Annotated in this window: 22 protein-coding genes; 12 read left to right on the top strand and 10 right to left on the bottom strand. The window is 55.8% G+C overall.

Features of this window, described 5'->3' with window-relative positions; all coding sequences use genetic code 11:
• Genes JOE09_RS15520 through JOE09_RS15510 form a run of 3 tightly spaced genes read right to left on the bottom strand, consistent with a single transcriptional unit; the run spans position 1 to position 1660 of the window.
• The gene (locus tag JOE09_RS15520) at positions 1-516 is read right to left on the bottom strand and encodes a Csu type fimbrial protein (RefSeq protein WP_425320523.1); all 516 of its coding nucleotides are present in this window, start codon (positions 514-516) and stop codon (positions 1-3) included.
• A complete protein-coding gene (locus tag JOE09_RS15515; protein WP_234480063.1) occupies positions 516-1073 on the bottom strand; it encodes a Csu type fimbrial protein in 558 nt (185 codons plus the stop codon). The genes JOE09_RS15520 and JOE09_RS15515 overlap by 1 nt, the downstream gene beginning before the upstream one ends.
• 50 nt (positions 1074-1123) lie before the next feature.
• Complete coding sequence (locus JOE09_RS15510) at positions 1124-1660, bottom strand: LuxR C-terminal-related transcriptional regulator (protein ID WP_205066400.1); 537 nt, start codon at positions 1658-1660, stop codon at positions 1124-1126.
• 929 nt (positions 1661-2589) lie between these two features.
• Here JOE09_RS15510 and JOE09_RS15505 point away from each other — a divergent pair.
• Positions 2590-3678 carry a DUF1176 domain-containing protein gene (locus JOE09_RS15505; RefSeq protein ID WP_205066399.1) on the top strand — a complete coding sequence of 363 codons (1089 nt, stop codon included), beginning with the start codon at positions 2590-2592 and terminating at the stop codon, positions 3676-3678.
• 724 nt (positions 3679-4402) lie between these two features.
• On the opposite strand, the gene tkt is transcribed toward JOE09_RS15505, so the two are convergent.
• The 3 genes from tkt to rpiB form a co-directional block, all read right to left on the bottom strand.
• On the bottom strand, positions 4403-6403 hold the full coding sequence (gene tkt / locus JOE09_RS15500; RefSeq protein WP_205066398.1) for a transketolase: 2001 nt from the start codon (positions 6401-6403) through the stop codon (positions 4403-4405).
• A 68-nt stretch (positions 6404-6471) separates the two neighbouring features.
• Complete coding sequence (gene tal / locus JOE09_RS15495) at positions 6472-7422, bottom strand: transaldolase (RefSeq protein WP_105593282.1); 951 nt, start codon at positions 7420-7422, stop codon at positions 6472-6474.
• Positions 7423-7653: 231 nt separating this feature from the next.
• The gene (gene rpiB, locus JOE09_RS15490) at positions 7654-8112 is read right to left on the bottom strand and encodes a ribose 5-phosphate isomerase B (protein ID WP_200545551.1); all 459 of its coding nucleotides are present in this window, start codon (positions 8110-8112) and stop codon (positions 7654-7656) included.
• A gap of 314 nt (positions 8113-8426) precedes the next feature.
• On the opposite strand from rpiB, the gene JOE09_RS15485 reads away from it, so the two are divergent.
• From JOE09_RS15485 to maeB, 7 genes are all read left to right on the top strand, one after another.
• A complete protein-coding gene (locus JOE09_RS15485) occupies positions 8427-9539 on the top strand; it encodes an MDR/zinc-dependent alcohol dehydrogenase-like family protein (RefSeq protein WP_205066397.1) in 1113 nt (370 codons plus the stop codon).
• Between the two features lie 73 nt (positions 9540-9612).
• The gene (locus JOE09_RS15480; RefSeq protein ID WP_205066396.1) at positions 9613-10884 is read left to right on the top strand and encodes an MFS transporter; all 1272 of its coding nucleotides are present in this window, start codon (positions 9613-9615) and stop codon (positions 10882-10884) included.
• Complete coding sequence (locus tag JOE09_RS15475) at positions 10884-11627, top strand: SDR family oxidoreductase (protein ID WP_205066395.1); 744 nt, start codon at positions 10884-10886, stop codon at positions 11625-11627. The genes JOE09_RS15480 and JOE09_RS15475 overlap by 1 nt, the downstream gene beginning before the upstream one ends.
• A gap of 29 nt (positions 11628-11656) precedes the next feature.
• Positions 11657-12658 carry a dihydroxyacetone kinase subunit DhaK gene (locus tag JOE09_RS15470; RefSeq protein ID WP_205066394.1) on the top strand — a complete coding sequence of 334 codons (1002 nt, stop codon included), beginning with the start codon at positions 11657-11659 and terminating at the stop codon, positions 12656-12658.
• Between the two features lies 1 nt (position 12659).
• Positions 12660-13307, top strand: a complete 648-nt coding sequence (gene dhaL / locus JOE09_RS15465) for a dihydroxyacetone kinase subunit DhaL (RefSeq protein WP_205066393.1) — start codon at positions 12660-12662, stop codon at positions 13305-13307.
• A 174-nt stretch (positions 13308-13481) separates the two neighbouring features.
• Positions 13482-14444 carry a sugar-binding transcriptional regulator gene (locus JOE09_RS15460; protein WP_105593289.1) on the top strand — a complete coding sequence of 321 codons (963 nt, stop codon included), beginning with the start codon at positions 13482-13484 and terminating at the stop codon, positions 14442-14444.
• A gap of 174 nt (positions 14445-14618) precedes the next feature.
• Positions 14619-16898: an NADP-dependent oxaloacetate-decarboxylating malate dehydrogenase gene (maeB, locus tag JOE09_RS15455; protein WP_105593290.1), complete on the top strand. Its 2280-nt coding sequence runs from the start codon at positions 14619-14621 to the stop codon at positions 16896-16898.
• Between the two features lie 112 nt (positions 16899-17010).
• On the opposite strand, the gene JOE09_RS15450 is transcribed toward maeB, so the two are convergent.
• The 4 genes from JOE09_RS15450 to amiA form a co-directional block, all read right to left on the bottom strand.
• Positions 17011-18126, bottom strand: a complete 1116-nt coding sequence (locus JOE09_RS15450; protein WP_205066392.1) for a DmpA family aminopeptidase — start codon at positions 18124-18126, stop codon at positions 17011-17013.
• 2 nt (positions 18127-18128) lie between these two features.
• A complete protein-coding gene (locus tag JOE09_RS15445; RefSeq protein WP_205066391.1) occupies positions 18129-19487 on the bottom strand; it encodes an APC family permease in 1359 nt (452 codons plus the stop codon).
• 237 nt (positions 19488-19724) lie between these two features.
• Positions 19725-20633 carry an oxygen-dependent coproporphyrinogen oxidase gene (hemF, locus tag JOE09_RS15440; RefSeq protein WP_205066390.1) on the bottom strand — a complete coding sequence of 303 codons (909 nt, stop codon included), beginning with the start codon at positions 20631-20633 and terminating at the stop codon, positions 19725-19727.
• Between the two features lie 39 nt (positions 20634-20672).
• Positions 20673-21554, bottom strand: a complete 882-nt coding sequence (gene amiA / locus JOE09_RS15435) for an N-acetylmuramoyl-L-alanine amidase AmiA (RefSeq protein WP_205066389.1) — start codon at positions 21552-21554, stop codon at positions 20673-20675.
• A 207-nt stretch (positions 21555-21761) separates the two neighbouring features.
• Here amiA and JOE09_RS15430 point away from each other — a divergent pair, with 207 nt between their 5' ends.
• The 4 genes from JOE09_RS15430 to JOE09_RS15415 all read left to right on the top strand — a co-directional run bounded on the left by JOE09_RS15430 (position 21762) and on the right by JOE09_RS15415 (position 24443).
• Positions 21762-22187, top strand: coding sequence for a GNAT family acetyltransferase (locus JOE09_RS15430; protein WP_105593360.1), 426 nt, complete (start codon positions 21762-21764; stop codon positions 22185-22187).
• Positions 22188-22274: 87 nt separating this feature from the next.
• On the top strand, positions 22275-22724 hold the full coding sequence (locus JOE09_RS15425) for a DUF2919 domain-containing protein (RefSeq protein ID WP_105593295.1): 450 nt from the start codon (positions 22275-22277) through the stop codon (positions 22722-22724).
• Positions 22725-22809: 85 nt separating this feature from the next.
• Positions 22810-23442 carry an RpoE-regulated lipoprotein gene (locus tag JOE09_RS15420; protein ID WP_205066388.1) on the top strand — a complete coding sequence of 211 codons (633 nt, stop codon included), beginning with the start codon at positions 22810-22812 and terminating at the stop codon, positions 23440-23442.
• Positions 23443-23546: 104 nt separating this feature from the next.
• Entirely contained in the window at positions 23547-24443 is an 897-nt protein-coding gene (locus tag JOE09_RS15415; RefSeq protein ID WP_205066387.1) for a Dyp-type peroxidase, read from the top strand.
• Positions 24444-24574: the final 131 nt, after the last annotated feature.

Below are 24574 nucleotides of genomic sequence, written 5' to 3'. Positions count from 1 at the left end.
TTACCACGTTAGAGTCACGGTAACTGTATCGTTATAGGTGCCGGCGGCCGGAACGGTGCCGGAAGTCAAAAGTCGCGCATAAACCGGAAAGGTCTGGGTTGTTGCCGGGAACGAGGCAATGCTGTAAGCCAGTGCCCCGGTTCCCCATACGGTGCTGCGGCTGGCATCCCGATAGAGCTGGTATGCCAGCTTGTTGCTGCTTGTGCTGTTACTCAGATAGCGAGCGCTACTGGTGCCGCCGTTCAGGCCGTAGTCGAGGGCAATCGACATGGCGGTGCCCGGTGTACAGGTCACCACCACCGAACCGGCCCCGCTGCTGCTCACCACATCCACGTTGCTGCTGAGGTCGCCCACGGTGCCAAAATCGATAGTTCCTAACTGAGTCGTGCTGGCCGTGGTACTCCCCAGAATGCAGCCGTTGGTAATGGTGGCTGAAACGGTGAAGGTATCGGTAACGGTGCTGGCAGTGCTACAGGTTGTCACCAGTAGCAGAACGCTACAGAGGCGCACGTTGATTACCAGGCCAGAGTGGCGATCACGGTATCAACATAGGTTCCGGCCGCCGGAGAAGTATTGCTACCCTGGTCGGAAGGCAGAATACGGCCGTAGATCGGGATGTTCTGCGCGGTGCCGGTAGCCGCAAGGCTAATCGTATCGCCAACATCAATTTCAGTCGTGCGCGCGCTGTCGGAGTAGAGACGATAAGGGATCTGCGCGGTGCCGGATGACACGCTGCGCACCGTACCGTCACCGTGGAGGCCGCCGTCCAGCGTCAGCGTTGGGCTTAAGCCCGTACTGCAGGTGACCGTGACGGCACCGCTGCCGTCAGCGCCGGTCACGCTGCCGTCAATGGTATATTTCAAATCGGCATAGGTACCGAAATCCAGCGTACCCCATTTATTGGTGCCGGTAGAACCATCACCATTACCGACGGTACACGCCGAACCGATAATAACCTGAACGCCGATTTCACCGGTTAATGAACCGGTGGCCGCTGCGGATACCGGTTGCATAGCCGCGCTGCTTAATAAAGCCGCAGTTAACGCTGATAATAACAGTTTGTTCTTTTTCATAACTATCCTCATTATCGTAGTGATGCCCATTGGCTTGCTGTGTATAACAATTAAAAGGAGTGATGCTGAACAGATAAATACTTCATCAGCTGCGGCATATCAGCGATGTTAAGCTTTTTCATTAAATTCGTTTTATGTGTATGAATCGTTTTATAACTGACGTTCATCTGCTTCGAGATAGTAATAACCGTATTATTTCGTGCCAGTAGCCAGGCGACATTCAATTCAGCCATAGTTAATGGCGTGCGATAAGCGTTCTCGCTATTAGTTTGCGTGTCCAGTCGCGGGCTGACCACGCTTTGAATACGGTCCTGTTGATTTAATCCCGATATAATGGCTGTTATATCATCTCTCTTCGAGAAATAGCACTGAGCGCCCATTCCCGTCAGATATTTAACTAAGCCCGGTTCTTCTACGCTGGTCAGAATAATAAGCTTCACTTTTCTCCAGTGATGGCGATTATTACGGATAAACTCTATTCCGGTAATAATATCCATGCCGCTGTCATAAAGCTCAGTGAAAACAATATCTACGTCACCTATCTCCAACAACAGTTGTAAAGCTGAAAATGATTTCAGATTTGCCAACAATAAATAGTTTGAAGACTGACTAACAATTTCACGTAACCCCGCGGTGACGAATGCGTCGGGGTCCAGTAATGCTACTTTTTTATCATCATACCGCCGACAACTGGTTAAGCACTGGCGTGCTGACTTTGCATTTATTTATAAGAACAATTTAGTTATAAAAATTTTTCTTTAACAGTCTTCATCAGTAAAAATTACAAAACGGATGTTTATGAAGGTTTGCTGGGTATTTTATGTGAGAAAATCCTGGGGAAAGATCATTGTGCGGATTAAAAAACCAGGTCGAGGCTTGTGAAGGGTTTGCTAGCAACATAGTTAACGTTAATTTAAAGAAAACTTTACATTTGAGAACATAGGAATGTTCCTAGATATAGCGTTGTCGGATTATCAAGAGCAAAAATACAGCGTAACACCGCCATCGATAGCGGTTGGCTGGTGGTAATTATTAAGCATATTCTGAATTAGATCCAGTTATTCATATAATCAACTAATTAATTTCAGTTACTAACTACTTTTATGGATTCCAATTATTGATGTATTGGTGAGTGATTCTTAAGGAAGATTGCATGATATCCAGCGCAGATGCCGTGCGGGTAGTATGAAAAATAGCCGAGTGAGGACGGCGGGAACGCGATCCCGCTCCAGATATTGGCGGATTTATATCGTTAGCAGGAAATAAGGGTGAGGCTGTTCACAAATTAATTCATTATTCAGCAACCCGGGTGGCGGTTTGCCATTTTTCTGCTCGCGCCTGCGTGATAGCGGAGTTATCTGGCATGGTTGCAGGGCGTTAACGGGTTAATCGCCACGCTGCTACAGTCCGATAAATCTGATTGAGGTACGAGTAAAGTCCTACCATCATATTCGTACACGCTGATTGTGCGAGGTTACGCGATCGTTGATATCCCACTCAGGCAGGGACTCCATCAATGTTTTACTGTATGAAGTGGTTGTCGCTGGCTCCTCTGTTGTTCACAAGCCTGTTGTACGCACAGCCTTTGCAAAAGACGTTCGATAGCTGGCAGATTACCTGCAACAACCTGAACAGCTGCGAAGCGCGCAGTCTGCCCGGTAATAACGGCCTGGCGATGACCATCGCGCGGCATGCCGGTCAGGGTGATAGCCCGTTGCTGAAAATTGATTACGGCAATCGCTACAGCGGTGAGCTTCCCGGTGGTGCACTGCAGGATAATCTGCTGCTGGACGGTCAGCGAATAAGGTTAGATCTCAAACACTGGCAGACTACTCCCCACCATCTCATCACCGATCACAGCATCTCAATTAATGAATTCATCGCCCAGGTTATGGATGCTGATTCAATCCAGCTGGTCTACCGCGCCGATGCGTCTATTCGTCTGAAGGGATTAAAAGCTGCGCTGCTGCTGATGGATGAGGTTCAGGGGCGGGTGAACAGCGACAGTGCCTGGATTCGGCGCGGCGATCGTCCAGCATGGGATGTACCCGCAGCCCCCGCAATACCGCAGGTTTATCAACCTGAACGCCCGCCGCAGCCGTTAACACCGGATGAAACCCGAGGGCTGATTGATTTTGGCAGCCTGCACATTAACAGCGATAGCTGTTCACTGGACGTGCAACGACGCGAAGTGTCTGTGTCCCCACTGACGGATGACAAGGCGCTTCTGCTGGTAGGCTGTGAGATGGGGGCTTATAACATTATCGATCTGGCTTTTGAGGTGACGCGCCAGCCTCCTTATATTCCACAACACATTGCGCTGACGCTGCCGTTTGTTCCTCCCGATACCAACGAGCGGCAGCTGGAGCCAATTAATGCGGAATATGATGCGGTAAGCGGTGAGCTGCTGACGTTCAGTAAAACGCGTGGCCTGGGGGACTGTGGCGTAGCTACGCGCTGGCAGTTTAACGGGCGGGAGTTCGTCCTTGCAGAGTATGCGCAGGAAAGTACCTGCGATGCCTGGAACAGCAGCGATCGCTGGCCGACGCTGTGGGTGAGTCGGGTGGAGAATCAGCCCAGCGGTAGCGTTGAGCTTGAGCCATAGGTTTTTCTGTGGACGATAGTGCCTCTGGTTCAGCTTCTGCGATTTAAGCTGTTGTTGCTGTTGTTGCTGTTGTTGCTGTTGTTGCTGTAGTTGCTGAACCCGTTCTAATATCGACGTTGCTTTTAATAGTTATCGTCCGGTAATTGAATTGACCGGTGCAACTACATCGCCAGGCGATCGCTACGTGGAAAGTAACCGATAAAAAATGTCTTACTGCCGCGATCGGGCAGACTATGCGGAAAAGGTGGAAAGCAAAGGGAGTGTGGCCGATGGTCCATCCGTAGCGAGTAAGCCAAGGTTGTCTTTTCATTCAGACAAAGCTGAAGCCAGAAAGCGGGCGGGTTGTGCTCCCGTTCGAGCAATCCACAGCGCTGAACGCAGGGAGGAAGCCAGGATTCGCTCACAGGGACGTGAGCGAAAGGCCCAGCCGCGCAGGACGCGCGTCTGGGCCGGTCCGATAAGGCTGACGATCGGAGTGAAGGTACCGCGCAAGCGGCGCGAGGACCCGCTCGAACGGGGGCACAACCGGCCTGCGCTAACCCCTGGCTTTGCAAACGACCAGGCATATATGCCACTCTGGGCCGGTCCGATAAGGCTGACGATCGGAGTGAGGGAACCGCGTAAGCGGCGCGAGGACCCGCTCGAACGGGGGCACAGCCCGTCTGCGCTAACCCCAGACTACGCAAACGACCAGGCACGCAATGCCACTCCTCGCAACCTCACATCAATGCGGTTTCAACAGCGCCTCAGCATGGCTGACAATATTTTCCACCGTGAAACCGAACTCGGCAAACAGCTTCTCAGCCGGGGCGGACTCGCCAAAACCGGTCATCCCGACAATCGCACCGTTCAGACCGACATATTTAAACCAGTAATCGGCAATCCCGGCTTCAACCGCCACGCGAGCGGTCACATTGGACGGCAGTACCGACTCGCGATAGGCGGCGTCCTGCGCATCGAACAAATCGGTGGAGGGCAGGGAAACGACCCGCACCTTATGCCCGCTGGCGGTCAGCTTATCAGCGGCGCCCAGCGTGATTTCCACCTCGGAACCGGTGGCAATTAGAATCACCTCCGGCGTACCGTCACTGTCTTTCAGAACGTAGCCGCCACGCGAAATATTCTCCAGCTGCGCCTTGCTGCGCGCAGGCTGGGCCAGATTCTGCCTGGAGAGGATCAGCGCGGTCGGGCCGTGATGGCGCTCAACGGCGTGCTTCCACGCCACGGCCGTCTCAACCTGATCGCAGGGACGCCAGACGCTCATATTCGGCGTAACCCGCAGGCTGGCCAGCTGTTCAACCGGCTGGTGGGTTGGGCCATCTTCACCCAGCCCGATGGAGTCGTGGGTATACACCAGAATCTGGCGCGCTTTCATCAATGCCGCCATGCGTACCGCATTACGGGCGTATTCAACAAACATCAGGAAGGTGGCGGTGTAGGGAATAAAACCACCGTGGTGAGCGATACCGTTGGCAATCGCCGTCATGCCGAATTCACGTACGCCGTAGTGAATATAGTTACCAGCGCTGTCATCTTTAATTGATTTCGAGCCAGACCAGATGGTCAGATTACTCGGTGCCAGATCGGCAGAACCACCTAAGAATTCCTTCAGCAGTGGGCCATAGGCTTCCAGCGCATTTTGTGAGGCCTTACGGCTGGCAATTTTCTGCGGATTATCCTGCAGCTGCTGAATATATTTCTGCGTTTCGGCTTCCCAGTTTTCCGGCATACCGCCGTTCATTCGGCGACTGTATTCCGCGGCCAGTTCCGGATACGCGGCTTTATAGGCATTGAACCGGGTATTCCAGGCTTTTTCACGCTCGGCACCGGCCTGTTTCGCATCCCACTGCGCATAAATATCTTTCGGGATCTCGAAAGGTGGATAATTCCAGCCCAGCTCTTTCCGCGTTAAAGCCACTTCTTCTTCACCCAGGGCTGCACCGTGGGATTCTTCTTTACCGGCTTTATTTGGCGAGCCGAAGCCGATAATCGTTTTACAGATAATCAGTGACGGTTTGTCAGTAACGCTTTGTGCTTCTTTAATCGCGGCGGAGATCGCTTCAGGATTATGTCCGTCAATGTCGTGGATCACGTGCCAGTGATAGGCTTCGAAGCGCTTCGCCGTATCATCGGTAAACCAGCCGTCCGTTTCACCATCAATGGAAATGCCGTTGTGGTCGTAAAAACCAATCAGCTTGCCCAGCCCCAGCGTACCGGCCAGGGAACTGACCTCATGGGAGATGCCTTCCATCAGGCAGCCATCGCCCATAAACACATAGGTAAAGTGGTCAACGATCTGATGATCCGGGCGGTTGAACTGTGCCGCCAGCGTGCGCTCGGCGATAGCCATCCCCACCGCGTTGGCCAGCCCCTGGCCCAGCGGCCCGGTGGTGGTTTCCACACCTGGTGTGTAGCCGATTTCCGGGTGCCCCGGTGTTTTTGAATGCAGCTGGCGGAAGTTTTTCAGCTCTTCCATCGGTAGGTCATAACCGGTGAGATGCAGCAGGCTGTATAGCAGCATGGAGGCGTGGCCGTTGGAGAGAATAAAACGGTCGCGATCCGCCCAGGCGGGATTGGTCGGATTATGATGCAGGAAATCGCGCCACAATACCTCGGCAATATCCGCCATGCCCATCGGTGCGCCGGGGTGGCCCGATTTTGCTTTTTGTACGGCGTCCATGCTCAGGGCACGGATGGCATTTGCCAGTTCTCTACGTGAAGACATATCTTCTCCCGAAGTGCAGAGGGCGGATTGGAAATCCGCCCTGATGATGGAAAGGATTGGCTGAGGAATTACAGTTTGGCGGCCAGCACGTCTTCCAGCTTTTGCTGGTCAACGGCGAACTGGCGGATACCTTCAGCCAGTTTCTCTACCGCCATGGGGTCCTGATTGTGCTGCCAGCGGAACTCCGCTTCGGAAAGCGGCGCAGGCTGGTGGAAGGCTTCGGTTGACGGCGTGAGCTTGCGTTCAACCGGCGCGGTGCTGGCCTGGAGTTCTTCCAGCAGATTAGGGGAAATGGTCAGGCGATCGCAGCCCGCCAGCGCCAGAATCTGCTCGGTCTTACGGAAGCTGGCTCCCATAATCACCGTGTGATAGCGGTGCTGCTTATAATATTCGTAGATGCTGCGAACGGATTTAACGCCCGGATCTTCATCAACCACATAGGGGTCAAGCGGCTTACGGCTGTTGTACCAGTCATAAATACGGCCCACGAACGGGGAGATCAGGAATACGCCGGCTTCGGCACAGGCACGCGCCTGGGCAAACGAAAACAGCAGTGTCAGGTTGCACTGAATGCCGTTTTTTTCCAGCTCTTCAGCCGCTTTAATCCCTTCCCAGGTAGAGGCCAGCTTGATCAGAATCCGCGAGCGGTCGATGCCGTGTTCCTCATACATTCTTACCAGCTTTTCCGCTTTGGTCACGCACATACCGCGATCGAAAGACAGCCTGGCATCAACCTCGGTAGAGACGCGGCCCGGCACGCTTTTCAAAATTTCCAGACCGAGATTCACGGCGACTTTATCGCTGGCGTTGATAATCTGGGTTTCTTTGCTGCCGCCCTGTTTTTTGGCGTAATCGATGGCGTCGGTGATCAGATGTTTGTAGGAATCCAGCCCGGCGGCTTTAAGAATAAGAGACGGATTGGTAGTCGCATCTTCCGGGTGATAGTTGCGGATCGATTCAATGTCGCCGCTGTCTGCCACTACCGTGGTGTACTGTTTCAGTGCGTCTAGCTGATTCATCTGTCTAAGCTCCTTGTAAGCAATCTTGTACCCGACAGCCGGTAACAGATGCGCCCAGTGCGTTTCTGAACCGCGGGGGTACTGCGGTTGTTGCGAAATAATCTCAGGCGGATCACAGTGCATCAGGCGGGATTGAACTGGAATGCGCTTTTTCTGATTGTTGCAATGGGCCTGCCCAATGGTTTACCGCAGGCCGCGTATACCGGGGCCTGCAGGCAATTCACCTGCCATCTACGAACTTTTGAGCTGTTCGTAATAGCCTATTTTTTCAACTTTTGGCGCTGAGCGTCCGCCTTCAAATTCCGCATTGAGCCATGCTGCAAGAATCGATTTTGCCAGTTCGGCCCCGATGACCCGGGCACCTAAGGTAATGATTTGCGCGTCGTTACTTTTACGAGCGCGTTCTGCGGAGTACGTATCGTGGCACTGCGCGGCACGAATGCCGGGTACTTTATTTGCTGTGATGCTCATCCCAATGCCTGTACCACAGACCAGAATGCCACGCTGGTGACGGCCATTTTTGATGGCTTGTGCCACCGTCCAGGCAATATCCGGATAGGCACATCCGCCTTCGTGCTGCGCATCAGCGCTGTAATCAGCGGTGGTAAAGCCGGACTGGTGAAGATAATCAATTAAGGCATTTTTCAACTCAATGGCGGCATCATCAGCGCCAATTGCAATAGAAAGCATAGCAGATCTCCAAAAGAAGGTGACGAAAGTGGCCGGCGATCCCGCGGATCGTGCCCACCGCTTTGCTTACCCTATGCGCAAAATTACAAATGTTCAATGAATGTTCATATGATTGATGTGTTTTAAGCGATATTAAAAATTAAAAGTGGGATTGATCACACTAATTTAGATTTGTGAGGGTGTTTAACGGCTAAAAACTCCGTTGCACGACGCTCGTCACAGTTTTCATCTTCGGTTGTTGGCTTCCTGGCACGCTATGCGTACTGTTCATTTAATCAATGCATGTTCAAATGATCAATAAGCGGAGACGGATTATGTGCCAGACATGTACAGAACAGAGCCGACGCGTCGCGGATATCCCGCAGCGAATGAAAGCGGTTGTAGCCTACGCACCGGGGGATTATCGGCTTGAGGAAGTGGATGTGCCCACCATCGGGCCGAAGGAAATCCTGGTAAAAGTTGAAGCCTGCGGTATCTGTGCAGGCGACGTTAAGGCCTATGAAGGTGCACCGAGCTTCTGGGGTGATGAAAAGCAGCCAGCCTATATCAAAGCGCCGATGATCCCGGGCCATGAGTTTATTGCTCACGTGGTGGCGCTGGGTGATGAAGTCACGGAATTTAAACTCGGCGATCGGGTGATCTCCGAGCAGATCGTACCGTGCTGGGAATGCCGTTTCTGCAATCGCGGCCAGTACTGGATGTGTGAAAAACACGATCTTTACGGCTTTCAGAACAACGTCAACGGCGGCATGGCGCAGTACATGAAGTTTACCAAAGAGGCCATTAACTACGCGGTGCCTGCGGATTTGCCGATTGAAAAAGCCATCCTGATCGAGCCATACGCCTGTTCACTTCATGCCGTGCAGCGCGCCAATATCAAGCTGGGTGATGTGGTGGTGCTGGCCGGAGCGGGCACGCTGGGGCTGGGGATGATCGGCGCGATTAAAAAATCCGGTGCGGAGAAACTGGTGGTGCTGGACCTCTCCGATCGTCGCCTTGAGCTGGCGAAAACCTTCGGTGCCGATCTGGTGATTAACCCCGCGCGGGAGGACGCGATAAAAATCGTCAAAGAGATGACCGAGGGCTACGGCTGCGATATTTACATCGAGGCAACCGGTGCCGCGAAGTCGGTAGAACAGGGGCTGACGATGATCCGCAAGCTCGGCACTTTCGTGGAGTTCTCGGTGTTTAAAGATCCGGTCAGCGTCGACTGGAGCATTATCAGCGACCGTAAAGAACTGGATCTCCTCGGTTCACACCTTGGACCTTACTGTTACCCGCTGGTCATTAACGGTATCGCAGACGGATCGCTGCCGACCGAAGGTGTGGTTACCCATACGCTGCCGCTGGAGCGTTTCGCTGAAGGATTCGACCTGATGAAGCGCGGCGTTGATTCAATCAAAGTGGTGCTCAATCCAAATCTCTGATCCAGGCCTGGCGGGTGCGGCAGTCCTGGTCCACGCCGGGCGCACCTCCTGTAGGCAACACCGGGAGGATACAATGTTACAACGAATGATTGCACGTACGGGGCTGTCGCCAAAGCTGATGCTGGGCTATGCGGGCGTACTGATTTTTATGATGGGCGAAGGGCTGGAACAGGGATGGCTTTCGCCTTACCTGATTGAAAAAGGGCTGAGCGTGCAGCAGTCTGCGCTGCTGTTCAGCGTTTACGGTTTTGCCGCCGCGATTGCCGCCTGGTTTTCCGGCGTGCTGGCTGAAATCTATACCGCAAAGCGTGTGATGCTGGTGGGGCTGGTGCTGTTTATGATCGGTTCGGTACTGTTTCTGACCATTGGTCTGCCGAGCAATCACCTGATGACCATGATCCCTACCTACGCGCTTCGCGGTCTGGGTTACCCCCTGTTTGCCTATGGCTTCCTGGTCTGGGTGGCCTACGAGGCTCCGCGCGAAAGACTGGGCTCAGCAGTAGGCATCTTCTGGTTCGTCTACAGCGGCGGGCTGAGCGTGCTCGGCGTGCTGTACTCCAGTATCGCGCTGCCGATTCTGGGTGAAATCCATACCCTGTGGAGTGCGCTGATCTTTGTGATGCTGGGCGCAACGATCGCACTGTTCCTCAATCGTGGGAAAGATGAGGCAGAAGCGCAGCGCGAGAAACCGACGCTGGCCTATGTGCTGAAGGGCATCACCATTGCCTTTGAAAATCCCAAAATCGGCCTTGGCGGCATTGTCCGCACCATTAATACCTCGGCGGCCTACGGCTTCGTGGTGTTTATGCCAACCTACATGATGGATTTCGGCTTTACCCGCACCGACTGGCTGCATATGTACGCCGCGCTGTGGGGCGTCAATATCATCTTCAACCTGCTGTTCGGCATCATCAGCGACGGCCTCGGCTGGCGTAACGTGGTGATGTGGTTCGGCTGCATCGGCTGCGCGGTGACCACCGTGCTGTTCTTCTATCTGCCGCAGTGGCTGGGAGCGAACTATCTGGCCACCATCGTCATCGCCGGACTGTTCGGGGCCTGCCTGGCTGCGTTCGTCCCTCTCTCCGCCCTGATGCCGTCGCTGGCGCCGGAAAATAAAGGTGCAGCGATGTCGATTCTTAATCTGGGTGCCGGGTTAAGCACCTTTGTTGGCCCGGCGGTCGTCGGCTTGTTTATCGGTCCGTTTGGTGCCGCCGGGGTGATCTGGATTTATACCGGCCTCTATCTGCTGGCGGCTGTGCTGATGAAATTTGTCACTCTGCCAGCGGGGGATGCGTCTGCGGACAGCGGCAACACCCGCTTAATCAAACAGAAAGGAGCACTCTGATGAGCACAGAACTGACGGGCAAAGTTGCCCTTATCACCGGCGGCGCAGCGGGAATCGGCCACGCTATCGCCGAGTGTTTTTTACAGCATGGTGCCCGCGTCGCACTTTTCGATCGCGATCCAACGGTCGCCGATGCGGCCAAAGCGCTGGCCCCACAGCGGGCAATCGGCCTGGCGGTTGATGTCACCAGCCGCACAGCGGTTTATCAGGCCGTTGAACGGACCGTGGCGCATTTTGGCCGGCTGGATATTGCGGTGAACTGTGCGGGCGTCGCACTGCTGGCCCCCGCTGAGACGTTGAGCGAAGAAGCATGGGACCGCACGCTGGATATTAATCTGAAGGGGACCTTCCTGGTTTCACAGGCGGCAGGCCAGCATTTCCTGCGGCAGAAAAGCGGCAACATTATCAATATGGCTTCGCAGGCCAGCGTGGTGGCGCTGCCCCAGCATCTGGCCTACTGCGCCAGTAAAGCGGCGGTGGTTGGGTTGACTCAGGTGCTGGCGCTCGAGTGGGGGCCGCACAACATTAACGTCAATGCTATTTCGCCAACGGTAGTGTTGACCGAGCTGGGGGCAAAGGCCTGGGCCGGTGAAGCCGGAGAAGCGCATAAAAAACAGATCCCGCTGCGTCGGTTTGCGGAGCCAGCGCACATTGCTGCTACGGCGCTGTTCCTTGCCAGCCCGGGGGCGGCAATGATGAACGGGGCCAACGTGGTGGTCGATGGCGGCTTTACCATTTGCTGAAGTCAGAATTTTGCTAACAGGAGTGACAGATGAATCGCATTATTAACGATCCTGATTATGTTGTAGAGGACGCTATCCAGGGATACCTGAAAGCCCATCCGGCCATTTATCAGGCCACCGACAATCCTCGGGTGCTTAAGCGCCCACAGGCTCCGATTGCGGGCAAAGTCGGCGTGGTGACCGGCGGCGGCTCCGGCCATGAGCCGGCATTCCTTGGCTACATGGGAAAAAACATGCTGGACGCGGTGGCGATTGGCGAGGTGTTTTCTTCACCGACGGCGGGCGCTTTCCTGGACGCGTTTAAAGCGGCGGACGGCGGCGCGGGCGTGGCCTGTCTGTACGGCAACTACGCGGGCGATAACATGAACGTTAAGATGGCGATTAAAAAAGCCACCGCCGCCGGTATTACTGTCAAAACCGTGGTGGCGAACGACGATGTGGCATCTGCCCCGGTTAGCGAAATCGAAAGGCGTCGCGGCGTGGCGGGCGAAATACTGATGTGGAAAGTGGGCGCGGCGGCGGCGGCGCAGGGATACGATCTGGACGGTGTGATTACCGTGGCGCAGAAGGCCATTGACCGCTGCCGCTCGATTGGCGCGGGCCTCAGCTCCTGCACGATCCCGGCAGTGGGTAAACCCAACTTCCATATCGAGCCCGGCACGATGGAGATCGGTATCGGCCACCACGGCGAGCCTGGCATTGAAGTGATCCCGACCCAGAGCGCGAAAGAGATGGCTGCCACCATGCTGAACTTCGTGCTTGCCGAGCAGGTTGCTTCACCGCCGCCGGAAGTGGTGGTACTGGTCTCTGGCCTGGGCGCAACCCCGGTGATGGAGCTGTATATCTACTATGCGGAAGTGGAAAAGTTGCTGACTGAAAAAGGCATTCGCGTTCATCGCGCGCTGGTCGGCAACTACTTTACCTCGCTGGAAATGATGGGCGTCACGCTAACGGTGATGACGCTTGATGATGAACTGAAAAAGCTGGTGGACCTGCCGACTCAGGCACCTGGCCTGATGCAGGGAGAATAAGATGATGACGCAACTTTCAACGCAGCACGGCAGCCTGCTGGTCAGCGAACTGGTCACGGTGATTAAAAGCAATCGTGACTATCTGAGCGAAATTGACGGTGCTATCGGCGATGGCGATCACGGCATCAATATGGCGAAAGGTTTTACCCTCTGTGGCGAAAAGCTGAATGAACGGCAGTCGCTGGCGGAGGCCTTTGATACGCTCTCCGACGCGTTGATGGAGGGGATTGGCGGATCGATGGGGCCGCTGTACGGCAGTTTCTTTATGGGGATGGCCGATAACATTCGCAGCAAATCCGCCCTGACGGCCAGCGATTTTGCCGCTATGCTGCGGGCGGGGCTGACCGAGCTGCAGGATATCAGCGAGGCGGGCGTAGGCGATAAGTGCCTGATGGACACGCTGATCCCGGCAGTTGAGATCGCCGAGCAGCGGGCGGATGAGGGCTATACTGTGATGCTGCAGGCGATTCGCAATGCTGCCCGTCAGGGCCGCGATTCGACTAAAGATCTGGTGGCGAAGATTGGCCGCGCCAGCCGTCTGGGTGAGCGTTCGCGCGGGGTGCTGGATGCCGGCGCGGTATCCTGCTGCCTGCTGCTGGAACAGATGGCGGCCAGCGCACAACAGCAGCTGTTGACGGAGACGGCCTGAGTGCTGCGGCAAGAAAAATCCGACCTGCTCGTGCGGTAAAATGGTATAAATTAGCAGCCCGTCAGGCGCATAAGGAGCGGCCGTATGCCGCTCCTTATGTGATAATTGACATCGATCGCGGCAGGAAGACTCCTGCCCAAACAGCACGACTCAGACAGAGAGACGACTGCCCGGATGGAAAAAAACACGCTATCTCAGGATACCGAACTGCTGACGGAAATTGCCGTCGCTTATTATCAGGACGAGATTACCCAGGAAGAGATTGCGCGAAAGTTTGGTATCTCCCGCATCAAGGTCGGGCGTCTGTTAAAGCGTGCAAAAGAAGAAGGCATTGTGGAGATCAACGTGCGCTACCATCCGGTATTCAGCACCCGGCTGGAGCAGCAGCTGCTGGAGCGTTTTTCGCTGCAGCGCGCGCTGATCGCACTCGATCATCACGATGACGAAGAGCAGCGGCGGCAGGTTGCCGCGCTGGTCGCCATGCACCTTTCGCAAACCTTAAAAGACAACGCGGTGGTGGCGGTAGGGCAGGGGCGCAACGTCGCCGCCGTTGCCGATCATCCCGGCAGCGTACCGACCCGCAACTGCCACTTCATCAGCGGTATTGGTGGGACCCATCGCCCCGGTGATGCGATAAACGCCGACCATATCAGCCGTCGTCTGGCGAAAAAATTCGGCGGCATTAGCGAAACGCTGTACGCCCCGGCCTATGTGGAAAACCGCGCGCTTAAAGACGCCTTTATGCAAAACGGCACCATCAAAGAGACGCTGGACCGCGCCCGCAAGGCGGATGTGGCGCTGGTGGGCATCGGCGATATGAACGAAAACAGCTATATGGTGAAGCTTGGCTGGTTTACGCCTCATGAGATTATCGACGCCAGCCTGAATCAGGGAGTGATCGGCGATGTGGCCGGGTACGACTTTTTCAACGCGCAGGGTCAGCATGTCGATACGGTGATGAACGATCGGGTGATTGGCCTGAGCATCGACGAGCTGCGCAAGATCCCCTGCGTGATTGCGATTGCCTCGGAAAATACCAAAGCCATGGCGATCCTCGGCGCGCTGCGAACCGGTGCCATCGATATTATCGCCACCACGGCGCAGAATATCCGTACCTTACTGAATATGACCAAATAACCTGCTGCCCCGGCGGACTGAACCAGACGGTCCGCTGTCATACCTCTCCTTTAACGCACGAACTGCCTGTTTTTCCGCTTGCTCCGTGTCAACGATGTGGGCTGCCTCAAGTTTTTCCCTGCATTGCCACTTCTATACTGGGACGTTTGTACCTACAGAAAAAGGAACGCGTTAATGGACGACCAGTTAAAACAGAGTGCGCTCGATTTTCATCAGTTCCCCGTTCCGGGCAAAATTCAGGTTTCCCCCACTAAACCGCTGGCAACGCAGCGCGACCTGGCTCTGGCCTATTCGCCCGGCGTGGCGGCTCCGTGCCTGGAAATCGCCGAGGACCCGCAGGCGGCGGATAAGTACACCGCCCGCGCGAACCTGGTCGCGGTCATTTCCAACGGTACAGCGGTGCTGGGGCTGGGCAATATTGGCGCGCTGGCCAGTAAGCCGGTGATGGAAGGGAAGGGCGTGTTGTTTAAAAAGTTCGCCGGTATTGATGTTTTTGATATCGAAGTCGATGAGCTGGACCCGGATAAACTCATTGACGTCGTCGCGGCGCTGGAGCCGACCTTTGGCGGGATCAATCTGGAAGATATTAAAGCGCCGGAGTGTTTCTACATCGAGCAGAAGCTGCGCGAGCGGATGAAAATTCCGGTGTTCCATGACGATCAGCACGGTACCGCTATTATCTGTACCGCTGCGGTGCTGAACGGCCTGCGGGTGGTGAAAAAGACCATTTCAGACGTGCGGCTGGTGGTTTCCGGCGCTGGCGCATCGGCAATCGCCTGTATGAATCTGCTGGTGGCGCTGGGTATGCAGAAACACAATATTGTGGTCTGCGACTCAAAAGGCGTGATCTACCAGGGCCGCGAGGCCAATATGGCCGAAACCAAAGCGGCCTATGCGGTGGTGGATAGCGGCAAGCGTACGCTGGACGACGTGATCGCCGATGCCGACATTTTCCTCGGCTGCTCCGGCCCGAAAGTGATGACGCCGGAAATGGTGAAAAAAATGGCGCGCGATCCGCTGATCCTCGCGCTGGCTAACCCGGAGCCGGAAATCCTGCCGCCGCTGGCGAAGGAAGTGCGCCCGGACGCGATTATCTGCACCGGCCGTTCGGATTATCCTAACCAGGTGAACAACGTTCTATGCTTCCCGTTTATCTTCCGAGGCGCGCTGGATGTCGGTGCCACGGCAATTAATGAAGAGATGAAGCTGGCGGCGGTTCACGCCATTGCCGATCTGGCGCTGGCGGAGCAAAGCGAAGTCGTGGCCTCGGCCTATGGCGATCAGGAACTGTCTTTTGGTCCTGAATATCTGATCCCGAAACCGTTCGATCCGCGGCTGATTGTACAGATCGCACCGGCGGTGGCTAAAGCGGCGATGGATTCCGGCGTGGCGCGCAGGCCGATCGCCGACTTCGACGCCTACCGCGAAAAACTCACCGAGTTTGTTTATAAAACCAATCTGTTTATGAAGCCGGTGTTCTCGCAGGCGCGGAAAGATCCGAAACGCGTGGTTCTGGCCGAAGGCGAAGAGGCGCGGGTACTGCACGCGACTCAAGAGCTGGTCACTCTGGGGCTGGCGAAACCGATTCTGATTGGTCGCCCGAGCGTGATTGAAATGCGTCTGCAAAAGCTGGGGCTGAAAATCGAGCTGGGTAAAGATTTCGAAGTGGTCAACAATGAGTCCGATCCCCGCTTTAAAGAATACTGGAACGAGTATTACCAGATTATGAAGCGCCGCGGCGTTTCTCCACAGCAGGCACAGCGTGCCGTTATCGGCAATCCGACGTTAATCGGTGCCATTATGGTACATCGTGGTGAAGCGGATGCGCTGATCTGCGGCACCATCGGCGACTATAAAGAGCACTATGCGGTGGTGGAAAAACTGTTTGGCTTCCGTGGAGACGTCAAGGTTGCCGGGGCGATGAACGCGCTGGAGCTGCCGAGCGGAAATACCTTTATTGCCGACACCTACGTCAATGAAGACCCGACGCCGGAGCAGCTTGCCGAGCTGACGCTGATGGCGGCTGAAACCGTGCGCCGCTTCGGGATTGAGCCGAAGGTGGCGCTGCTGTCCCACTCAAGCTTTGGCACCTCCAACGCGCCAGCGGCCTGCAAAATGCGTGAAACGCTTGAACTGGTGAAGGCGCGCGCGCCGGATCTGGAGATCGATGGTGAAATGCACGGCGATGCGGCGCTGGTGGAGAGTATCCGCCACGATCTGATGCCGGACAGCCCGCTGAAAGGCGCGGCAAACATCCTGATTATGCCTAACGTCGAAGCGGCGCGGATCAGCTACAACCTGCTGCGCGTTTCCTGTTCGGACGGCGTGACGGTGGGGCCGGTACTGATGGGCATCGCTAAACCGGTACACGTGCTGACGCCGATCTCTTCGGTGCGGCGCATTGTGAACATGGTGGCACTGGCGGTGGTGGAAGCCCAGACGGCACCGCTGTAAGTCCCTCTCAGGCTTCCGGATCTCGTTCCGGAAGCCCGTTTTAATACGACGAACCAGTTTGCTGACTCTGCCAGCCTCAGAAGTATGATTACCTTCTTTTCTCGCTGCCCGGTTATTGTGCTACCCAACCCAACTGGTGCAGCGCCTTCATCAGTCGTTCAGCGCTCAGCCCTTCAGCACGGTTCCCGCCGTTGCCGCTCATGGTTTTCGCCGCCAGTAGCGCATTGATAATCGACTCTTCAACCGCATCTGCCGCTGCCGCAAAAAGCGGAGAAATATGATCGTTGTTTACCATCGTTACCGGTGTAGTCAGTGCGCCTTTATGCTGATAATCCGCCATCGGTAGCCCGAGATTCCCGGTTGAAAATGCCAGGAAAATATCCCCGCTGGAGTCTTCAGTACCGCCACCGCAGCGCGCGATGCCTGTCCCGGCACGCGCAGCGAGCCGCGTACATTGGTGGGGGAGAAGTGGCGCATCGGTCGCCAGTACCACCACAATAGACCCCATGCCGGGGTACGCCAGTGGTGAATGAAACGGTGATGGAATATCAGCCAGCAGGCGGCCAACGGGATAACCTGCAATGCGTAATTCATCGCGACGGCCATGGTTTGCCTGCACCAGCGCGCCGACGGTCCAGCCGCCTTCGTCACTGCTCAATCGGCGTGAAGCGGTACCGATCCCACCTTTAAACTCGTGGCAGATCATGCCGCTGCCACCGCCTACGGAGCCTTCCTGTGGCCTGATACTGCTGGCGACACGCAGCGCCTGCGCAACGTGTTCGGCCTTGACATGCATGCCGTTGATATCATTGAGCAGGCCGTCGAAGGTTTCCATCACCACCGGCATGGTCCAGTATACCGAGTTGTCGCCCACTGCCAGTGACTCGCGCTCCAGCGAAATTAACGCGTCGCGTACGATCCCAACACTGTGGGTGTTAGTCAGCGCTATTGGCGTCGTCAGCAGGCCGGCTTCTCTAATCCACTCCAGCCCGTTGGCATCGCCGTTGCCGTTGAGCACGCTGATTCCGGCAAAACAGGGCTGATTTCTCGCCAGTCCGCCGCGTGGTTCAATCACTGTCACCCCGGTACGCACCCGGCGACTATCACTGAGATCCTGATGCAGGCTGCTGTGGCCGACCCGAACCCCGGCGACATCGGTAATTGCGTTGTGCGGACCTGGGGTTCCTGACCCAATACGAATCCCTAAATCCTGTGTACGTAATGACATGGTTACTCTCCCTGGATGGTTTCAGTGGTACAGGACTGGCGATGGCGTATCCACAACGCTACGCCAAGCGCAATAACGAAGAGAACAATCAGATAGTCTTTCAGGCTGGTGGCCAGCAGTAGTGTCCACAGTACCCACAGGCAGAACAGCAGTGCCAGAAGCGGCTGTAACGGCCAGAGTGGCATAAGGTAAGGATGCGGAAACTGACGGCGGCGACTGATCAGCGCTGCCGCTGCAATAGCGACATACACCAACAGCAGCAGAATAACGGTAAACGAGGTCAGCCCTTCAAGGTCAGAACTGAATGCCAACATGGCGGAAATCACTGTAAAAAGCAGCGTAGCAAACCACGGCGATCCGTTGCGTTTGCCGATCAGGCACAGTGCCTGGTTTAAGCGTGTAAACCAGAAGTTATCCCTGCCGCTGGAGAAAATGACCCGGCTGGACTGCATGGCAGTGGCGATAATGGCGTTAAAGACCGACAGGTAGATCGCAGCGCTGACAACGCGCGCCAATACCGGACCACCCAGTACGCGAAGAATGTAGCTCACCGGATCGGCTGAAGCCGCCATCTCCTTTAACGACGGAGCACCAATCAGCAGGGCAGAAAAGGGCACGATCTCCACGATCACCACCACTAATAGCGTCAGCATAATAGCTTTCGCCATCGGTTTGCCTTTCACCGGCATATCTTCAGCCATCGCAACGGCGGAACCATAGCCGTTGTAGGAAAACAGCGCGGTACCGGTCATGGCGATAATCGCCGCCAGCGGAACCGGGGACAACAGGCCCTGTCCGTTTAGCATTCTTGGCGCGGTGAAAATGGTGGCAGGCTGGTTGGGATGGGTCAGCCCCAGCCAGGCAATAATCAACAGGACGGCAATTTCCACCACCAGAAAAAAACCGGTTAACAACGCGCTTGAGCGGATGTTTAACAGCCCGCAGGCTCCGCCCACCAAAACAGTCAGCACTCCAGCCTCAGAGGGGGAGAAATGCGCGCCCAGTGCGGTGTTGAGATAGGGAATGGCCCCCACCGCCAGCACGGCGGGAATAAACAGCGTACCAACAGTAATAAACAAATACATTTGAATGGCGGAAAGGTTGCCGAACAGCCGTTTGATGATGATGTATTCCCCACCGGCGCTGGGGTGAGCAGCACCCAGTTCGGCATAACACAGCCCCAGACAGAGGGCGATACCGGCCGCGATGGCGAAAGAGATCAGGGCTCCGCTGCCTGCGCTGGTAATCGCCAGAGGCGCGATGACAAAAATGGAACTGGCGGGGGTTACGCTTGATGCGGTAATCATCACGACACCGGCAACGCTGAGGTTGCCGGTCAACTTTATTGGCTCTTCTTTCATTTTGCACTTCCTTGCTGACACGCCAATACGTTTACCGCGATTTATCCCGGGCCAGGATAATCAAACGTTATTTGTTGGTTAAATTTATGTTGTGTAATTAACCGACGTTCAGGCTATTGCAGAATGAAATCGCTATATTTGACGGGAAGTGCCAGATTTATGGTCAGAAGAAGATCGCGCCCGCAAAATTAAACTTCGTCATGGCGGACGCGATAGATACAGAGACTCACGCAGTGTTTAAAGCCAGTCTTTCACCGGCAGGAAGTCACGATACAGTGCGGCCTCCGGGCTGTCATCGGCGGGCTGATAGTCATATTCCCAGCGCACCAGCGGTGGCATCGACATCAGAATGGATTCCGTACGCCCGCCGGTTTGCAGGCCGAACAGCGTTCCGCGATCCCACACCAGATTAAATTCCACATAGCGGCCACGGCGATAAAGCTGGAACTGCCGTTCGCGCTCGCCCCACGGCAGCGCTTTACGGCGTGCAACAATCGGCAGGTAGGCGTCCAGGAAGCCATTGCCCACGGCCTGCATAAAGCGGAAGCCGAGGTCGAAGTCCGGTGTGTTCAGATCGTCAAAGAACAGACCGCCGATGCCGCGCTGCTCGTCGCGGTGCTTCAGATAGAAGTAATCGTCGCACCACTTCTTGTAGCGGGGATAGACGTCTTCACCGAACGGCTGGCACAAATCGAAGGCGATCTGATGCCAGTGCACTGCATCCTCTTCAAAGCCGTAGAACGGGGTCAGATCGAAGCCGCCGCCAAACCACCAGACCGGGTCCGCGCCCGGTTTTTCCGCAATAAAAAAGCGCACGTTGGCGTGGCTGGTTGGCACGTACGGATTTTCCGGGTGGATCACCAGCGATACGCCCAGCGCTTCGAAACTGCGCCCCGCCAGCTCAGGGCGATGGGCGGTAGCCGAAGCGGGCATCGCATCGCCGTGAACGTGTGAGAAGTTAACCCCGGCCTGCTCAAAAACGCTGCCGTTGCGCAGAACGCGACTGCGCCCGCCGCCGCCGCCGGGGCGATCCCAGCTGTCTTCGGTGAAGCTGGCGCTGCCGTCCGCCAGGGACAGCTGCTGGCAAATGTTATCCTGCAGTTCCAGCAGGAACCGTTTGACCACGGCGATATCAGGTACGTTCATGAGTTAACCTTCTTAACGAAAAGACCGACGGAGTATACCTCAGCCCATCCGTCTGCCCGCATCATACTCATTAAAAAAGCTGACAATTCCATCGGCGATCGCACCGGCTATCTTCTGACGGAACGCGGTGGTCCCCAGCAGCTTTTCCTCCTGCGGGTTGGTGATAAACGAGGTTTCAACCAGTACCGAAGGAATGGACGGCGATTTGAGTACTGCGAACGCGGCCTGCTCGGTGTGCTGGCTGTGCAGGTGGTGCATCGGACGGATCTGATTGAGCACGTGCTTGCCCAGCGTCAGGCTGTTTTTTATGGTATCGGTCTGCACCAGATCGAACAGCACCTGCTGCAAATAACGATCTTTCGCTGCCACCTCTACGCCGCCGACGTTATCTGCGGCGTTCTCTTTTTCCGACAGATATTTGGCCATGGTGCTGCTGGCACCGCGATTGGAGAGGGCAAACACCGAAGCGCCATTGGCGGCGGGACTGGTAAAACCGTCGGCGTGAACCGACATAAACAGATCCGCGCCGTGCTGGTGGGCAATCTCTACCCGTTCACCGAGGGGGATAAAGTGGTCGGTTTCACGCGTCAGGCGGACATCAATATGCGGATGCTCGCTGAGCAGATGACGGATATGGTTCGCGATCTCCAGAACGATATGTTTCTCTTCCGACCCTTCCTGCCCCACCGCGCCGGAATCGATGCCGCCGTGACCCGGATCGATCATCACGATTTTTTTGCCCGTCGCAGGACGCGGAGGATGAGACGAAACCGACGCCTGTTGCTGGCGAGAAGTCACCCTGAGAGTGACATCTTCCTCCTTAGCCAGTGCAGATTTGCGCGCCGTCAGCATCAGTGCCAGGCTGGAAAGAATAAACTGCCGACGCGAGCTGAGCGGCCGGAGCTGAAAAATCTTTTTCATAAGAAAACCCTGAAGCAAAAAGTGCTTATTGTTATATCGTAACAATGCCCGGGCGGCGAGAAAGGAGCTATTTCATCTTTTTACTTTTTATTTCAGCATGCTAATGACGTTTTTATTCTTTTTTTCTCCGTACGCAATCGTCAGGCTTGCACCAGCAGAAGAATGCGTGATAATCAGCAGATTATGCTTAACCTTAGGTCTATTCCCATGGAAATCCGCGTATTTCGGCAGGAAGATTTTGAAGAAGTGATTACCCTCTGGGAGCGTTGCGATTTGTTACGTCCCTGGAACGATCCCGAAATGGACATCGAACGTAAACAGAACCATGACCCGGATCTGTTCCTGGTGGCGGTGGTCGGCGGTGAAATCGTTGGCTCCATCATGGGTGGCTACGACGGTCATCGCGGTTCGGCGTACTATCTTGGCGTGCATCCTGACTATCAGGGCCGTGGCTTTGCCAACGCGCTGATTAACCGACTTGAGAAGAAGCTGATTGCGCGCGGCTGCCCGAAGATCCACGTAATGGTGCGGGAAGAGAATGACGCGGTGCAGGGCTTCTACGAAAAACTGGACTACGAAACTGTCGACAGCGTGCTGCTGGGGAAACGTCTTATTGAAGATCGCGAGTACTGATTTACCCCGTCTCACTGACGATGCTGGGTTCCGATCTCACCTCATTTTTCGCCGGGCACGTTGTGCCCGGCGGCTACCGTAAAGACTATGCTCAAATACACTCCCGATGACTACGATGCTCGCGGCCAGCTGCGCCTGCCGCTGAGCTTCTGGGCGATTCTATTATTACAGGCGCGCACATGGGTGCTGTTCGTGATGGCCGGAGCGTCGCGCCAGCAGGGAGCCGCGCTGCTGGAGCTGTTCTACCCTGATACCCACACCTTTTGGCTTGGCCTTGCGCTGGGTGGCCCGGCGGCGGTGGGCCTGCTGCTGACCGGCTACCGCCAGCGGCTGCCGCGCCTCTGGCAGGCATGGCGCTGGGTACTGATGGCGACGCTGGCAGTGATGCTTGTAATGCAGGGCGTGTCGCTGTGGCAGCAGGATGAGCAAACCTCGCCGCTGGTGCTGTTTGTCTCCCTGCTCGATCTGCTGGGCCTGCTTGCCCTGTGGCGCCAGCGTCGGCTGGCCGACTGTTTTGATCCAGAGCAAAATCAGTAGCGTCATCCGCCCTGCGGGTTAAACTTTTTGGCGATCCGCGACTCAAAGCAGTTCGGACGTTTTGCTACTGATACCAGGAGTTGTAATGAATAATTTTCGCCCGGCGCTACTGATCGCCACTGTGTTACTGGCTGGCTGTGCCGGCTCCGGCAGTCAAACGGGCAGCGCCAGCCAGTCCACCTGGTGGAACCCCGTTTCCTGGTCATGGTCAGGGCTGAATCCCGTGAACTGGTTTGGTTCCTCTCTTCAGATCGCCGAGCAGGGCGTGGGTGGTGTTAACGGCAGCACGCCGCTGCAGCAGAAAGCCATTGAAGACGGCCTGAAGGGGCAATATACGCTGAGAAACGGTATGCGCATGGTCGATGGCAGCGTGGTGTCTTTCTGGCAGGCGCTGGATGACAGCAAGCAGGTAGAGATGGAGCTGAGCGGCCGCACCACCGTTAATCGCGTTGAGGTCATGGATAAAGATGTGGCAACCGACAGCGGTGTGAAAATTGGCACCCGCTTCAGCGACCTGTACAGCAAAGCCTTTGAGTCCTGTAAAAAGGGCACCGGCGCGGACCGCGATGGCGTGGAATGCCGTGCGCCAAACAGCCAGCATATCAGCTATGTGTTCAGCGGCGACTGGCGCGGGCCGGAAGGTCTGATGCCGTCGGATGACACGCTGAAAAACTGGACGGTCAGCAAAATTATCTGGCACAGCCAGAACGCCGACTAAAACCACAATTATCTTGCGCTTAAGCAGGCTCCTGTCGCTGGCTTCAGGTATCATACTGGCGTAAAAACCGACCAGATATAACCTGAAAGCCAGGAGTTCACAGCATGTCAGATTTCCAGAGCGGGATTTTGTTAGAACACCGCCGTTTTGCTATCTATCTTGAAGCCATGTGCCAGGGCGATATTGCCGCGATCCGCAGCGGCAGCCATCTTTTCCTTCAGCAGCTGTCACTGCTGCAACAGCGTTACCCCGACGCCGGTCTTGGCGCGGTCATTGCCTTCGGCAGCGGCCTGTGGAACGACCTCAACCCGACCAACAGCACCGCTGAGCTGAAGGATTTTCAGCCGTTGGGTAAGGGCATTGCGCCCGCCACCCAGCGCGACATGCTGATTCATATCCAGTCGCTGCGCCACGATGTGAATTTCAGCCTGGCGCAGGCCGCGCTGGCCGCCTTTGGCGATGCGATCCGTATTGAAGAGGAAACTCACGGCTTCCGCTGGGTGGAAGAGCGGGACCTCAGCGGCTTCGTTGACGGCACGGAAAACCCGCAGGGCGAGCAGCGTGAAGCGGTGGCGATTATTGCCAGCGGCGAGAACGCAGGCGGCAGCTTCGTCCTCAGCCAGCGCTGGCAGCACAATCTGAAAATGTTTAACCGCCTGGCGGTGGAAAAACAGGAACAGATTATTGGCCGCACCAAAGAGAGTAATGAAGAGCTGGAGGGCGATGCCCGGCCTGCGACCTCACACGTGGCGCGCGTGGATCTGAAAGAAGAGGGCAAAGGGCTGAAAATTTTGCGCCAGAGCCTGCCTTACGGCACCGCCAGCGGCGTTCACGGCCTGTTCTTCCTGGCCTACTGCGCAACGCTGTATAACATTGAGCAGCAGCTGCTGAGCATGTTCGGCGAAGCGGACGGCAAGTATGATGCGATGCTGCGCTTCACTAAACCCTTGACCGGCAGCTACTTCTACGCGCCTTCACTGTCGCAGCTGGCCGCGCTGTAACTCGTATTGCCTCCGGCACCGTTGCTTTACGCCGCGCCGGATAAAGACGGTTGTCATGTTGTTTGCAGCCGCCGCGCAAGCATCGGCTACAGCGTTTTATCAGATGCCGGGGAGATTCCTGTCCCGGCGTT

The organism is Pantoea coffeiphila (genome assembly GCF_016909495.1).
Lineage (GTDB): Bacteria > Pseudomonadota > Gammaproteobacteria > Enterobacterales > Enterobacteriaceae > Erwinia > Erwinia coffeiphila.
The sequence above is the reverse complement of the archived record's forward strand: the minus strand, read 5'-3'. Positions and strand labels throughout refer to the sequence as shown.

What these genes read in the sequence shown, in the direction of transcription:
- JOE09_RS15515 (WP_234480063.1), bottom strand. Translation starts at nt 1,073, where the DNA reads ATGAAAAAGAACAAACTGTTATTATCAGCGTTAACTGCGGCTTTATTA.
- JOE09_RS15505 (WP_205066399.1), top strand. Translation starts at nt 2,590, where the DNA reads ATGTTTTACTGTATGAAGTGGTTGTCGCTGGCTCCTCTGTTGTTCACA.
- tkt (WP_205066398.1), bottom strand. Translation starts at nt 6,403, where the DNA reads ATGTCTTCACGTAGAGAACTGGCAAATGCCATCCGTGCCCTGAGCATG.
- tal (WP_105593282.1), bottom strand. Translation starts at nt 7,422, where the DNA reads ATGAATCAGCTAGACGCACTGAAACAGTACACCACGGTAGTGGCAGAC.
- rpiB (WP_200545551.1), bottom strand. Translation starts at nt 8,112, where the DNA reads ATGCTTTCTATTGCAATTGGCGCTGATGATGCCGCCATTGAGTTGAAA.
- JOE09_RS15485 (WP_205066397.1), top strand. Translation starts at nt 8,427, where the DNA reads ATGTGCCAGACATGTACAGAACAGAGCCGACGCGTCGCGGATATCCCG.
- JOE09_RS15480 (WP_205066396.1), top strand. Translation starts at nt 9,613, where the DNA reads ATGTTACAACGAATGATTGCACGTACGGGGCTGTCGCCAAAGCTGATG.
- JOE09_RS15475 (WP_205066395.1), top strand. Translation starts at nt 10,884, where the DNA reads ATGAGCACAGAACTGACGGGCAAAGTTGCCCTTATCACCGGCGGCGCA.
- JOE09_RS15470 (WP_205066394.1), top strand. Translation starts at nt 11,657, where the DNA reads ATGAATCGCATTATTAACGATCCTGATTATGTTGTAGAGGACGCTATC.
- dhaL (WP_205066393.1), top strand. Translation starts at nt 12,660, where the DNA reads ATGATGACGCAACTTTCAACGCAGCACGGCAGCCTGCTGGTCAGCGAA.
- JOE09_RS15460 (WP_105593289.1), top strand. Translation starts at nt 13,482, where the DNA reads ATGGAAAAAAACACGCTATCTCAGGATACCGAACTGCTGACGGAAATT.
- maeB (WP_105593290.1), top strand. Translation starts at nt 14,619, where the DNA reads ATGGACGACCAGTTAAAACAGAGTGCGCTCGATTTTCATCAGTTCCCC.
- JOE09_RS15450 (WP_205066392.1), bottom strand. Translation starts at nt 18,126, where the DNA reads ATGTCATTACGTACACAGGATTTAGGGATTCGTATTGGGTCAGGAACC.
- JOE09_RS15445 (WP_205066391.1), bottom strand. Translation starts at nt 19,487, where the DNA reads ATGAAAGAAGAGCCAATAAAGTTGACCGGCAACCTCAGCGTTGCCGGT.
- hemF (WP_205066390.1), bottom strand. Translation starts at nt 20,633, where the DNA reads ATGAACGTACCTGATATCGCCGTGGTCAAACGGTTCCTGCTGGAACTG.
- amiA (WP_205066389.1), bottom strand. Translation starts at nt 21,554, where the DNA reads ATGAAAAAGATTTTTCAGCTCCGGCCGCTCAGCTCGCGTCGGCAGTTT.
- JOE09_RS15430 (WP_105593360.1), top strand. Translation starts at nt 21,762, where the DNA reads ATGGAAATCCGCGTATTTCGGCAGGAAGATTTTGAAGAAGTGATTACC.
- JOE09_RS15425 (WP_105593295.1), top strand. Translation starts at nt 22,275, where the DNA reads ATGCTCAAATACACTCCCGATGACTACGATGCTCGCGGCCAGCTGCGC.
- JOE09_RS15420 (WP_205066388.1), top strand. Translation starts at nt 22,810, where the DNA reads ATGAATAATTTTCGCCCGGCGCTACTGATCGCCACTGTGTTACTGGCT.
- JOE09_RS15415 (WP_205066387.1), top strand. Translation starts at nt 23,547, where the DNA reads ATGTCAGATTTCCAGAGCGGGATTTTGTTAGAACACCGCCGTTTTGCT.